Raw genomic sequence first — 13,310 nt, forward strand, 5'->3', positions numbered from 1 at the left:
TGGCTACCTACTTTGTAGCCACGTTCCATCATTTGATACCCAGAATCCAACTTTTCGAAAAGGCACACTATGAGCCATATTGCGATTATCGGCGAATGCATGATTGAACTGAATGGCGCACCATTTGGCCCCATGCAACAAAGCTATGGCGGAGACACGCTCAACGCCGCTATTTACTTGAACCGAAGTGCCACCAGCAATGTTGAACAGACAGGTAATCCTTCAATACGTACCAGCTACGTGACTGCGCTGGGATCTGATGCCATTAGCCAACAGATGCTAGAACGCTGGCAAAGTGAGGGTATATCGACAGATCTTGTCGCTATCGACGAAAAACGTTCTCCAGGTCTGTACTTGATTCAGCTGGATGACGAGGGAGAAAGAACCTTCTTATACTGGCGCAACAACTCTGCTGCACGCTATCTAGTTCAGCACCCTAATTTCGATACGATCTGCCAATCACTAAACGATGTGGATATGATCTTTTTCAGCGGTATATCGCTCGCAATATTGCCACAAAGCGATCAAATCAAGTTACTAGCAGTCATCCAGAAACTGCGTTCAGAAGGCGTCACTATCGCTTTTGACAGTAACTACCGACCGAAGCTATGGGAATCAGAAAGCGCGACCAAAGAGTGCTATCAACTGGGTTATCAAGTCACTGATATCGCCTTGGTTACCTTTGATGATGAGCAGCAACTATGGGGCGACCAAACCCCTCAAGACACTATCGACCGACTACACAGGCTTGGTGTGAAGACCATCATTGTAAAACTCGGGGCTGAAGGCTGTTTGGTCAGTGAAACTCCAGAGAAAGCACCAAGCCTCATTGAGACCACGCCAGTCGAAACCGTCATCGATAGCACTTCGGCCGGTGATTCATTCAATGGTGGTTTCTTATCTTGTTATTTATCGGGTGGCTCTGTTGAGCAAGCCTGTCGCCAAGGTAATGCACTGGCGAGACTGGTCATTCAGCATCATGGCGCCATCATTCCTAAAACCATCACAGATACTCTTTTTACCTCTAATTAAGAATTACACTATGTCTACAATCAACGACCAACTTAAAGCCCTAAAAGTTATCCCTGTAATTGCTATCGATAACGCAGAAGACATCATCCCACTAGGTAAAGTGTTAGCAGAAAATGGACTGCCCGCAGCAGAGATCACGTTCCGTTCGGATGCTGCTGTTGAAGCAATTCGACTACTTCGCCAAGCACAACCAGAGATGCTGATTGGCGCAGGAACTATCTTAAATGGTGAGCAAGCACTCGCAGCCAAAGAAGCGGGCGCGACCTTCGTGGTTTCTCCTGGTTTTAATCCAAATACAGTAAGAGCGTGCCAAGAAATCGGCATCGATATTGTGCCTGGCGTAAACAACCCAAGCACGGTTGAAGCGGCACTAGAGATGGGGCTCACAACTCTCAAGTTCTTCCCAGCTGAAGCTTCTGGTGGCATCAGCATGGTGAAATCTTTAGTTGGACCATACGGCGATATTCGACTCATGCCGACTGGCGGCATCACACCATCTAACATCGATAACTACCTAGCCATCCCTCAAGTTTTAGCTTGCGGTGGTACTTGGATGGTCGACAAGAAGCTCGTTACCAATGGCGAGTGGGACGAGATTGCACGACTAACACGCGAGATTGTTGAACAAGTGAATCCTTAGTCGCCAACGCTCTAGAAAGAACACACTCCCTTTCTTCCAAAACAACAAAGCCACAGCAGACGCTGTGGCTTTTCTTTTCACTATAAAACGGAATCTATCAATTAAGCAGCCAATAGCTCACGGGATTGTCTGGGCACTGATAAGGTCCACATTCAACAAAGGTAGCGATAGCATTGAGTGCAACCACGACGATGGCTAATAAGCACGCCACACGCCCCAAGTTACTCATCTTATAAGCTTCTTGCGACGGCTCTTTATTAGTCAATATTAGAATGACGGCAACCGCTAATATGGTCGCAGCAAATAACACGAAAGCCCAAGTGTAATAGTGCATTCCAAAGATAGGACTGCCATAGCCAGGCGTACCTGGAATCACATGCAGCGAGACCTGCCTTAGTGAAGTGGCGACGCCATATAACGCGCCGATCAAAACAATGCCATAGTGACGAGGTTGAGGTCCATAAACCACATTCAACATAAAGCCAAACGCAACCATCACGAAGCCGATGCGCTGCAATAAACACAGCGGACAAGGCAACTCACTAAGAACAAACTGAAGGATAAAGCCTATCAACAGAACGGCAGTCATGCCGAGTAGGCCAAGCGTATTTAGGAGCGTTAACTGATTTCGATTCATGTTAGCTCCTTACAATAAGATGGGTAACGAATCAGTCGCATGGTGATTGAACCAATACAACCCAAGGATCACAGAGCCCGCAAAAAAAGCCATAAGCCGCGGTCTTCTTCTCGAAAAAAGCGCATAACATCGCCACGAGTAATAGTAGAAACAGTAAAGACATCATAAGAGGTATTCCCTCGCTATTTATCAAGTCCAGTCATATTGAACGTCAAAATGAATATCCACACCTACGCCCCAAACAGCATTCAAAATCGGCAAATCTATGGATTACGGATTAAAAATCATCAATTTAATACTTGTTAGTAAGCGTTAACCTGTCAAGTTTCCGCGACTAACAAAACGCTTCTGTGGATAGAAGATGCAAGTAACACGCCGAATCAAGAAAAGCATGCGCACCTCAAAATCAGGCATACCACGAAACGAAGCACAGATATTACGATTGGCTACACTTACCAAACAGGGATAACACTAAAAGAGCGAATGGCTAGGAAACTTAATGAAAACAACAAGATTAGTCTCTGCCCTATTTCTTACCAGCCTTGCCATTCCTAATATTATTTGGGCCAACTATGCGATCGTTCTACCCGGTCAACATGAGCAAGGGATCGACTTACAAGGTAATGAAATATCTGCCCACGACGTGATTAGTTGGGAGCTCAACCATAGTGATTTGATATTTGGAGCTAATGCTAACCAAAACCTTAAAACCAATATTCCGGCCGTTGGCTACATGTACAACCAAAAGTTAGAGTTAAACTCAGGTCCACTCGAAGACGAGATTAGAGAAATAGCAGAACGGTACGGCATCGATTACGAAGATTTCTTTTTACACTTTTCAGAAGACACCATCCTTACAGAGCCCAACCCAACTCATGGCGAGAATACGCTGTTAAACCGTAACCCCATGCTTGTGGGTTATACCGCAGACGCAATGCACGCAGGTTTTGCCCTTTACCAACCACCACCTTGGGATGCCGATGTCTTTGAACATTTCCAACAAGGTGGTGCACTCTACCTTTACCATTCAGAACAGTTCAACAGTGTCGATTTTGAGTTTTCACGCTTTGCACAAGGAGGGAGGTTTTGGATTGAATACCCTTCTGAGGCGAACAGCAACAATCAAGTCACTGCATGGTCTCATCTTGTTATAAGTGAAGATAACACCGAGAACATGACTCAAAACCAAGCGGTTAGCTGGCAATTACCCTCTGATTGGGTACGAGCAAGCACTCATGATGGTAGTGGCAAAAGTTATGGTGGCGGGCAGTATTTCGGTTCGCCTTTTGTCCGTGATGGCGGTCGTTTATACGTAGTTAGAGTGCGCTGGCAAGGTCAAGAAAGTGATATTCGACCTCGTTTAAGTCGCATCCAATTCAGAGATAGTTTTCCAATAATCGCCAAAGAGGACTTACCGTCGAAAAAAGTGACGCTTGGTTCTAAAGAGAGCAGCCACAGCCCGTCCCCTAATGAGCCAAAGCGTTGGCGAAAAATTCGTGGCTTCGACCAATCGGCCGACCTAAACCAAGACAACTACTTGTCTCCTGCTGAGTACCAGAATCGAAGTAACAAATACGCCACCGCTCGATTTCGTTGGGAATCTCGCGTTATTCCTTTTGGTCAAATGTGGGACCAAAATTCGTCATGGTCACTAACCAATCTGGCCAATCCCGGGCTATTGATGACAATGGGCAGTTATTATGGTCAAAATTGGACTAAGCTAGGTGTCTCTGGCGCCTACAACGATGACACCAATAAGCTCTTAGGTAGCAATCAATTTGATATCTACTCTGGGGGAAACATCGCTGAACTTGATGCTATCGCAGGCTCAACTGAAGCGGATGAGCGCTATAAACAACAGTTTTCCGCCTTTCTCAAACGACTAACTACCGTTAACGACAAACCGTTAATTGGACTCAACATTGGAACGGCTAACCTCTATGGTCGAAATGGACAATCTCACCTCATAGATGCAGGAAACCTGTATTTCAGGGAGCACTATATATTTCCGTCAACGGGCTTTAGCGGTTATGGCGGGCTATCGAAGTTTTGGGATAACTCAGCACTCGGATATTCAGGTTCGAAGGTTATTCAACAAGCCACTACGCGCTATGGACGAGTGCAGTTCTTTGGAAACAACCAAGAAAATTGGCAACAAGACCAGTACTCAACTCTCGCTATCTATTACCTCAACCATCACCCCGAGCACAGCTACTTCAACCAATGGAACAGTGGTTACGTATATGGGAGCAACAACACCACAACAGATAATTTCTGGAAAGCTGGCGTACCTAAAAATATGGCTTACCGGCCAACACCACTGCTCAACGTTGATCTTGGTGTACCTTCAGGAGCCATACCAAAGGGCTTCCAACCACTTGCACTGATGCTCTCAACCCGCACTCCACAACCTGAGGATTACACGATTGTTGGCAACACTTCGCAAACCCGCATCGATCACCCAAATCTACCGAATGGCAAGGTTTCACTATTACCTACTCATGCCTATTTCCTTTATCAGTCAGATAAACAGGTCATAGAAGGCGGCCCAGAAGACATGGTCATTGCCAGAGAGTTTACGCATGGACGCGTTCTCTATCGCACCGATTTTTATGGGAAAAACGCTGATTTTTATACCGTAGAGAAAGTCTCTATTCGATTAGACCCACCAATGAAGCCCGTAAGTGCTGATGGCATAGTGGGAGAATATATAGATGAAATACAGATAGGTGGTTACCAAGGTTTAATACTTCTTTACTGAAGCCGATCAAACTTGAAATGGTCACCATGAAACAAAGAAACCTAGCAAATGGTCGCTAGGTTTCAAAGATAAAAACGAATTACTCTCTGCTTACTTAAGAGGATCGTTATCAGGCAATGCGTTGTGTATCCATAACGCCAGGCGCTTCTTAATATTTGCACCATCCAACTTACTGTCTGGTAACGGAGTGATTTGATTAACTTCAACAAGAAATAGATAAACAGCCTTAACCTTGATTGGTTGAGATGAGTTCGGCAAATCGAAACCTTGCAACTTTGCCATTTTAAAACCGACTTCGAGAGCCTTCTTAACCAGCTTATCTTCATTCATGATCTTCGCGGTTTTCGACATATCATCTCCATCATCTTCGTAGAATGAACCTTGAGTATATCAAACCAAATCTTCGACAAGATTACCGCGCTCTCAATTCGAGCATTCTCTTTGATAAATTACATAAAACGATTCGTAGATCCGAAATCAATGCCCACCCAATTGACATTCACAAGATAAATACAAACACGCAAACGATATCTTAACAAAACACTCAATAAATGAGACATTCAGTCAAGAAACTGAAAGTTAGACCGTTTTTAGCTTACCAACACAAAGAATACAGAATACTATTATTGTCATATATATACTTTTAACTTTATAAAACAAGAATAAATCACTGTTATTTAACTAGTTTTATACCACATCGACTTAGATCATATTTACAGTCACCCGTAAAGAAAACTTATTTACAAAATACTCATTAAATAAATAAAATAGACCCACTAATCTTATACTGGTGTTAATAATGCGTTACCTATGGGCTTCATTCTGTCATAAAAACCCAATTCCCGGACGAATCGTTCATATCCTTGTTATCTTGATAGCATTAGCTTCTATCGTGGTTCCATTAATGACAAAAGATGCCACAACGATACTAATTTCACTTTGCGTTGCTTTGGTGTGTTTTGTGCTGTTTGTGTTCTTTGCCCTCGCCGACAAAATGCGTTCGGGTATGCACTAATCAAATATATAGCTCACTCTTAAGCACCAAGAATGATAGAAAGAAAAACGCCCAAAGTTATCCACTTTGGGCGTTTTTACTTCAGAAGCGAATCACTTTAAAACCTGTGATCAATAAAGATCTGCAAACTCTTCAATCCGATTCTTTCCTCTTAATAACAAAAAGTTAAGAAAGCGCGATGTTGAAGTCGAGATTACTTTCTCTTCAGGAACTTCATGCTTTTCCAAGAGCGCAATGGCGAGATCTAAATGTGCAATCTCCTCACAAAAGTGCGCATCAGATCCAGTCGAAAAGTAAACACCTATTTCCTTACCGATTTCCACAATGTTACTGCAGCGAACATCACTGCCTTTGCGGCTTTTCCCCGTCAAAGAGGTATTGTTCACTTCTATTGCTACATTGTGCTCTTTCGCACATTCAAGTACCGCCCGAATATCAAATGGGTAATTGGGGTTACCGAGGTGTCCAAGCACATCAACTTCCCCTCTTTTAATCACATTGATCAACGCTTGAGTATGTACCTCTTCCGTTGAAGGCGGGAACACAGGTTCGTGGAAACTGGTAATAGTCCAATCAAGGTGCTGATAGGTTGAAGGTGCTAGATCTAAATCACCTTCAACATTAAGAGTATTCGCTTCCACTCCACGTAGGATTCCAACATCGTGAAGGAAACGGGGCAAAATTCTTTGGTTATTGAAAAACCAGTAGTGGGGGGCACCCGGCATTTCAGGAGCGTGATCCGTTGTGCAAAGAAGTTTTAGCCCCTTCTCCTGTGCTGCTTTCGCATTCTCTATAATAGTGCTGTAAGCATGGCCGCTAGCAAGAGTATGAGTATGGCTGTCGACGACGATCTTCATAGCGACCTCCTAAAATCAATTGATGTCAAAAGAACCATCTTGGTTCATGTACAGTGTCAGATCTGCTTTTACTGAGTGATTCAAAACCATGTCTACATTCTTAGAATCTGAGCTTTGATAAAACGCGAGTGCCTCTTCTGGTGTTGAACCACCGCGAATCTTTCGGTTCACCAAGCGCTCTTCTAAAAACTTAGGATCGGTATCAATGAAGATAGTGAAATCAGCAAGTTCGTTAAGCCCATTCCATACAGGCTCATTGAGCAGTAGCCAGTTACCTTCAATCACTACAATTTCTTTCTCTACCGTAATAGCATCATCAACCGGATCATGTAGGTTACGGTCGTAGTATGGCCATTTCGGATCTTGGACTTTGAGCTTTTTTAGCTTGTCTATCAGGGATGTGAGGTTAAAGGTCTCGTGGGCACCTTTGATACTACGCAGCTTTATCTTCTCGTCACCGCGCATGGTGTAATTCGAATCAAGAATCTCATTTGGGTAGTGGAAACCATCAAAAGGGAGAACCTGTAATGGCACGACATTAGGAATTGTCTGGGATAGATGCTCCCAAAATGCCGCTAAGGTCGATTTCCCGCTGCCGGGAGGTGCAGCCAGGAATATCACCGTTCGTTCTTTTTTTTCTTGGTAAAGGCGAGAAAACTTTTCAACCAATGGCTTATGAATTTGTTCGATATTGTTATCTGGGAATACAGCTTCAGTCTCAAAGCCACTGACATTTAGGGAAACTTTCATATGAAAAGCCTTAATCTAAAATTTCGTTCTCCACGGTTTCTAGCAAACCCTCACAAGCGAGCTTTAACACGGTTTTGACCAGTGACTCATAGCGAGCTTGAGAAAAGGAGTCGAATGATGAAAATTTTAATTGGTTAATCGAATCAAGATAGATACTGCTATCGTACTTTGAGAGCGTTGATTGGTTGCTGATGAAGTCGTAAATCACATCATCACTAAACGAAATCGGCTCTTTTTGTTGAGCGACAAAGCCGTGCATTTGGTCAAACAAGTTAATGTCAGCGTAACTCTCTAGTGAGATCTTACCCATCGCAAACATCAATTTTGATACCACATCAATCTCGACTAATGGACCATCTTCTTTGAGAAGAGGGGTCACGGCATACTCAATCACCAAAGGATCTTGTACGAATACCCTTGGCAACAAATGCTTCAACTTGGCTGTAATTAGCTTATGAGATGCTTGAATAAAACAAGTGGCGGTTTCGCACTCTTCTAACGCATCTAATAAATTGTCTTGCACCGTAATAACATGTCCCTTATTGGTCGTGGCAGCTGTGTAGCTGCCACTAAATCATCGATTAAGCCGTTAGACTAACGCCATAGAACTCCAGCAGTGCTTTCTCCGCCAGCTCGTTCCAAACGTAGTTGTTGTCTTTCAAAATTCGGTCTAGCTCACCGAAGAACGGGTCTTGGTCTGCTAGCTTGTGGAATTCATCAATTGCCGTCAGTGGCAGGTCAATGTGCGGGTAGATTAACTTTTTACCACCAGGGATATCCAATTGATTTAGGATAGTGTGAGGTGCCGCTTCTAGACCACCAACATGAGTTAACATAAATGATGGGTTGATCTTACCCGCTTCAGAAAGTTCAATGGATTCAACCATATCCCCCGTTGAACCGCCAGAGGTTCCGACAATATGCGTTGATTCATAGTGCACATTGTAAAAATTGAACGGTACTTTAAACTGCTTGTCCGTTGGACCTGCAAAGAAGTTCAGACAGCCATCGTTACCTAATAGCTCATCAGCTTGCTCAAGCACCTGTGCAACCGCTGCATATACCATGACATCATCATAGCCATTACCGCCATTTAGCTCTTTTAAGTACGCCACAGGGTCATCAACTTTTGCCGTGTTTACGTAATGAAGTTCAATACCATTCTCGGTCGCTTTCGATACCGGGATAAGGCTTTCTGCACGAGCAAGGCGAGCTTCATCAATATCAGTCACGACAATGCGGCTTGGCTTAACTGGGCCATTAATCGCGTAATCAATCGCGCCAATGCCCATAGGGCCAGCACATGCAAGAAGTGCTAGCGCACCACCTTCTTTAATACCCATTTGATGCTCGTACACGTAAGGCGTGGTGTGGTAGCTCGCATGGAAGGCACCAATGATGCAAGACATTGGCTCAGCAAGTGATGCATTTGCGTAGTAAGAGCTCTTGTATGGCAGTACACAGTCCAAGTCGATTGCGACTTTAGGGATGATTGAGTACGTCGCGTTGCCACCAAATGTTTCGTAGCTGTAGCCTGCTGAATAGCCCGTTGGTAGGCCCATTGCTGGCTGAAGTACAAATGGTTCACCTGGTTTAAAACGGTCTTGTAAGTTAGCGCCTACTTCTACAATCACGCCTGCATATTCGTGACCCGTCATCACAGGAACTTCTGAAATGTTCTCTGGTACACGTTTGTGGTTGCTGCCTAGCAATGCTGCTTTGTAGGTAGATAGACAGATGCTGTTAGAAACGTTTTTAACCAGCAGTTCATCATCTGAAATCTTTGGTAAGTCGAAGGTTCTTAGTTGAACGTCTTTCTCACCACAAATTACCGCTGCAGTTGTTTGAACCATGATTTTTTCTCCGAAAAGTGGGGCCAGAACCTGACCCCAGAATATTAATTAAGCTTGCTGACCGATGGTGTCCATTAGGTTGTCTAATGCTGGGTCATGTAGGAAGTTCTTGATGGTCACCACAGGAAGGCCTGTTGCTTTGATTGCGCGACTCTCAAGGCTCTCGTGGGTCACGACCACGTCAGCGTTGCTTGGAACTTTCTCGATTGCGAAGTTCTTCACTTCAACATTAAAGCCTGCCTTTTCGAGTTTACGTTTGAAGGTTGATGCCCCCATCGCGCTTGACCCCATGCCTGCATCACATGCAAAGGCGACGAATTTGATGTCTTTAGCTTCTGCTTTTACCGCTGCTGTTGGAGCTTTAGCCACTACGCCTTCTGCTTTCATATCCTTCATGTCAGTCACAGATTGCTCGAACTCATCTTCAGATTCTGTCTTCTTGCTAACTTTCAGGATTGCACTTGCCACTAGGAAAGACACAATCGTTGCTGTCGTTACACCGGCAATGGTTGCGAAGAAGCTGCCTTTTGGTGTTAGTGCTAGGTAAGAGAAGATTGAGCCTGGGCTTGGACCTGCAACCAGACCACCATCAAGTAGGTTGAACGTTGCAATACCTGTCGCTGCACCTGCAATCATCGCGAGAATCATGATTGGCTTCATTAGCACGTATGGGAAGTACAGCTCATGGATACCACCGAAAAAGTGAATGATGATTGCACTTGGTGCTGATTTCTTACTTAGACCTTGGCCGAATTTCGCGTAAGCCAGAAGCATACCCAGACCAGGGCCAGGGTTAGACGCCACCATAAAGAAGATAGATTTGCCTGTTTCCGCTGCCGCTTGCAGACCTAGAGGGTAGTAAATACCTTGGTCGATAGCGTTGTTCAGGAACAGTACTTTTGCTGGCTCGTTAATAATCGCAAGCAGAGGTAGGAAGCCAGTCGCAACTAACGCTTCGATGCCAGATTTTACGAACAGGTTCGCTGCCGTTACTGATGGTCCAACAATCGCGTAAGCAAATAGACACATCAACATGCCGAAGATCCCTAGCGAGAAGTTGTTCACTACCATCTCAAAGCCAGAAGGGATCTTGTCTTGTAGGCGTTTATCAATTTGAACAATCACCCAGCCACTTAGTGGCCCCATGATCATTGCACCAACAAACATTGGAATCTCGGCGCCAGCGATAACCCCCATAGTACCGATAGCACCCGCTACAGCACCACGCTTGTCACCGACAATTTGACCACCGGTATAACCAATAAGTAACGGTAATAAATAGGTAATCATCGGGCCAACAAGTTCACCGAAATATTCATTCGGCATCCAACCTGTTGGGATAAATAATGCAGTAATAAAGCCCCATGCAATGAAGGCTCCGATATTTGGCAATACCATGGCAGTCAGATGACCACCAAAAGCTTGCACTTTGGCTCTTATATTTGTAGACACGTTATATTCCTTATTTTCAAAGGTTATTATTAGTAACTTTTAATAATTTCAAGCACTTCAGCTTTTGAAGAAGAAGCAGCCAGTTTGGCAATGTTTTCTTCATCAACCAGCATTTCGCTCAGTGCTTGAATAACCTCAATGTGTGTATCTGAATCCTTTGCAGCTAATGTTAATAAGACATTGGCAGGCCCCATATCAGACCCAAAATCCACCGGGTTAGAAAAGACATGAATACCAAGACCTGTCTTTAGTACACCTGCTTCTGGGCGGGCATGAGGCATAGCAATACCTGGACAAAGAACGTAATAAGGTCCATTATCATGCGTTGACTGAATGATCGCGTCTGCGTAGTTATCGGTAACGTACCCCTTGTCTTGCAGGTAACGAGTCGTTTCCTTAACAGCATCTTCCCACTTATATTCAGAGTGGTTAATAACATCAATTAAGTCGTGGTCAATAAGGTCATAAAGCATAATATATCCCAGTTATTCTTTGTTCGTTGTTGTTGGGATTATTATCAATGGAAGTTGAGGAATAGAGAAATGGCAACAAAATGAGACTTCTATCACTTAAACTTTACTGTCAAACGATTAGTTATTCTCTACCTCTCATATTTATCATGAAATTTAATTACAAATTTATTATTAACAACAAGTCAACATTGTAAATTTGATCGAGAAAACAAATTAAGGATTAAATTCAAATATCACAAATGTGATGAATATCTATTTATACGTATTGACCAAGCATTAATTGTGATAATGATTACATTTAATTTGGGCGCTTGGGTAATGTTAAGCGCTAAGATCAGTGACCAAGATCCCGTATGAAATACAAACACACTGCCTTGTAAGTGAGTAACATCTCGTTGACTCACTGAATTGGGCGCGCCTCATATTGAATAGTTTAGATTCCATTGGCACAGATACGGAAAAGCCCAAAGTTATTAGCTTTGGGCTTTTCTTCTAGCGACTGTGGTTGATTACAACCGAGTGATACGACAACCGAGTCTTACAGCGTCATATGCAGAATTGGAAATGGTTTCCCCATATCATCAAGTGGTGAGCGTGATTCAATTTTGAACCCCATGTGCTGATAGAAACCTACCGCTTGTGGGTTTTGCTCATTCACGTCAACTTTGGTAGCTGCCAACTGCTCAATCGCATGTTGCAACAACACCGTGCCGACACCTTGTCCTCGAACTTCATTCAAAACGAAAAGCATCTCGATTTTTGCATCATGGACTCCCACGAAGCCAACAATCGAACCACTTTCATTTTTAACGCATTTCAAAGAAACCGCAGGGAACGCATGTTCCATGATGATAGGTTTAAAAAACTCAATATCTTCTTCTGTAATAAAGTCATGAGTTGCTCGGACTGAATTCTCCCAAACCTTAAGCATTTCTGCATAATCCTCAGGAAGCACATTTTCTATAGTCATAATTTTCTCTTGATTGAACTGAATATAAACATGTGCAGTCGCGAAACCGTAGTCTAGCAGTGGTTAGAAAAGCAAAACAACCGTCTTTTCTCGGTTAATCAAAGATTTCGCTAACCCTATTAATCAGGCATTACCACAATACCCATAGTTTCAAGCAGTTGCTCTTGTTGCCAAGCGACAATTTTAATGCCCGATGTGTCAACCTTTCGAGGATCTAACCCCTCTAGTTCAGCGTGACACAAGTTTGATCCCTGCATACTGAACTGTCCCCATACATCTTCAGAGAATACGCCTCGGCTCAGATCCGACTCCTTTAACGACGCTCCCGCAAGGTAAGTTCCTACCCAACGGTTCTCAAACAGCTCACATTTTTCTAAACAAGCCTGTTCAAAGTTAGCATATGACAAGTTACAGCCTGTGATATACGCAGAGCAAAAGTACATTCGATTGCTCACCTGGTTGGCAAAGTTTGTTCTCGTAAAGTTAGCCCCTTTCAAGTCACATTCACGTAGCTCAATCCCATAGCAATTGGCGTTACTAAAATTCGCCATGGCGAGCTGGCAGTTCTGAAAACTTGCATCACGCAGGTCTGCAATACCAAAGTGACACCCTTCGATATCACCTTGCTCAATGAACTTACAATTGATAAAGGTCGTGTCACGTAGGTTACAACGCCTAAAGTCACAGCGAATGAAGGTACATGCTGTGAAAGTCATATCGGACAAATCTTGTTGAGCGAAATTGTGGTGATGATAAGTACTGTTATTAGTGTCCATTTAGCCCCCTAAAGAAAGTAAGCTAAGACTACCACTGAGATCTTCAGAAAACATCAAATTAAAAACCAACAAAAACAGCAACTTAAAACACCTG

Annotated in this window: 14 protein-coding genes and 1 pseudogene; 4 read left to right on the top strand and 11 right to left on the bottom strand. The window is 43.6% G+C overall.

All coding sequences use genetic code 11. The features are described from left to right. The first annotated feature begins 69 nt into the window (after positions 1 to 69). Both L1D55_RS00420 and L1D55_RS00425 read left to right on the top strand, forming a co-directional pair. Entirely contained in the window at positions 70 to 1,032 is a 963-nt protein-coding gene (locus tag L1D55_RS00420) for a sugar kinase (protein ID WP_239915952.1), read from the top strand. 10 nt (positions 1,033 to 1,042) lie between these two features. Next, positions 1,043 to 1,672 (top strand): bifunctional 4-hydroxy-2-oxoglutarate aldolase/2-dehydro-3-deoxy-phosphogluconate aldolase, encoded by a 630-nt coding sequence (locus L1D55_RS00425; protein WP_239915954.1) that lies wholly within the window; start codon positions 1,043 to 1,045, stop codon positions 1,670 to 1,672. 97 nt (positions 1,673 to 1,769) lie between these two features. Here L1D55_RS00425 and L1D55_RS00430 read toward each other — a convergent pair whose 3' ends face one another. Beyond that, the gene (locus tag L1D55_RS00430) at positions 1,770 to 2,309 is read right to left on the bottom strand and encodes a disulfide bond formation protein B (RefSeq protein WP_239915955.1); all 540 of its coding nucleotides are present in this window, start codon (positions 2,307 to 2,309) and stop codon (positions 1,770 to 1,772) included. A gap of 9 nt (positions 2,310 to 2,318) precedes the next feature. After that, positions 2,319 to 2,475, bottom strand: a pseudogene (locus L1D55_RS00435) (DUF5993 family protein). 333 nt (positions 2,476 to 2,808) lie between these two features. Here L1D55_RS00435 and L1D55_RS00440 point away from each other — a divergent pair. Then, complete coding sequence (locus tag L1D55_RS00440; protein WP_239915956.1) at positions 2,809 to 5,070, top strand: hypothetical protein; 2,262 nt, start codon at positions 2,809 to 2,811, stop codon at positions 5,068 to 5,070. Between the two features lie 90 nt (positions 5,071 to 5,160). Here the strand turns inward: L1D55_RS00440 and L1D55_RS00445 are convergent, their stop codons facing one another. After that, positions 5,161 to 5,421, bottom strand: coding sequence for a DUF5062 family protein (locus tag L1D55_RS00445; RefSeq protein ID WP_017072477.1), 261 nt, complete (start codon positions 5,419 to 5,421; stop codon positions 5,161 to 5,163). 448 nt (positions 5,422 to 5,869) lie between these two features. Here L1D55_RS00445 and L1D55_RS00450 point away from each other — a divergent pair, with 448 nt between their 5' ends. Further along, complete coding sequence (locus tag L1D55_RS00450) at positions 5,870 to 6,085, top strand: hypothetical protein (RefSeq protein WP_102424727.1); 216 nt, start codon at positions 5,870 to 5,872, stop codon at positions 6,083 to 6,085. 110 nt (positions 6,086 to 6,195) lie between these two features. On the opposite strand, the gene L1D55_RS00455 is transcribed toward L1D55_RS00450, so the two are convergent. From L1D55_RS00455 to L1D55_RS00490, 8 genes are all read right to left on the bottom strand, one after another. Further along, positions 6,196 to 6,942, bottom strand: coding sequence for a phosphatase (locus L1D55_RS00455; RefSeq protein ID WP_239915957.1), 747 nt, complete (start codon positions 6,940 to 6,942; stop codon positions 6,196 to 6,198). A gap of 15 nt (positions 6,943 to 6,957) precedes the next feature. Then, positions 6,958 to 7,692 carry a nucleoside/nucleotide kinase family protein gene (locus L1D55_RS00460; protein WP_239915958.1) on the bottom strand — a complete coding sequence of 245 codons (735 nt, stop codon included), beginning with the start codon at positions 7,690 to 7,692 and terminating at the stop codon, positions 6,958 to 6,960. Between the two features lie 10 nt (positions 7,693 to 7,702). After that, a complete protein-coding gene (locus L1D55_RS00465) occupies positions 7,703 to 8,221 on the bottom strand; it encodes an MltR family transcriptional regulator (protein ID WP_239916218.1) in 519 nt (172 codons plus the stop codon). A 52-nt stretch (positions 8,222 to 8,273) separates the two neighbouring features. Beyond that, positions 8,274 to 9,545: a zinc-binding dehydrogenase gene (locus L1D55_RS00470; protein ID WP_239915959.1), complete on the bottom strand. Its 1,272-nt coding sequence runs from the start codon at positions 9,543 to 9,545 to the stop codon at positions 8,274 to 8,276. A 48-nt stretch (positions 9,546 to 9,593) separates the two neighbouring features. Beyond that, positions 9,594 to 10,997: a PTS mannitol transporter subunit IICB gene (locus L1D55_RS00475; protein ID WP_345772767.1), complete on the bottom strand. Its 1,404-nt coding sequence runs from the start codon at positions 10,995 to 10,997 to the stop codon at positions 9,594 to 9,596. A 29-nt stretch (positions 10,998 to 11,026) separates the two neighbouring features. Further along, positions 11,027 to 11,470 carry a PTS sugar transporter subunit IIA gene (locus tag L1D55_RS00480; RefSeq protein ID WP_017065190.1) on the bottom strand — a complete coding sequence of 148 codons (444 nt, stop codon included), beginning with the start codon at positions 11,468 to 11,470 and terminating at the stop codon, positions 11,027 to 11,029. 538 nt (positions 11,471 to 12,008) lie between these two features. Beyond that, the gene (locus L1D55_RS00485) at positions 12,009 to 12,440 is read right to left on the bottom strand and encodes a GNAT family N-acetyltransferase (RefSeq protein WP_239915960.1); all 432 of its coding nucleotides are present in this window, start codon (positions 12,438 to 12,440) and stop codon (positions 12,009 to 12,011) included. Between the two features lie 119 nt (positions 12,441 to 12,559). Continuing rightward, complete coding sequence (locus tag L1D55_RS00490; protein WP_239915961.1) at positions 12,560 to 13,216, bottom strand: Qnr family pentapeptide repeat protein; 657 nt, start codon at positions 13,214 to 13,216, stop codon at positions 12,560 to 12,562. Positions 13,217 to 13,310: the final 94 nt, after the last annotated feature.

The organism is Vibrio sp. Isolate22, assembly GCF_022398115.1.
In the GTDB taxonomy this organism is placed as follows: domain Bacteria; phylum Pseudomonadota; class Gammaproteobacteria; order Enterobacterales; family Vibrionaceae; genus Vibrio.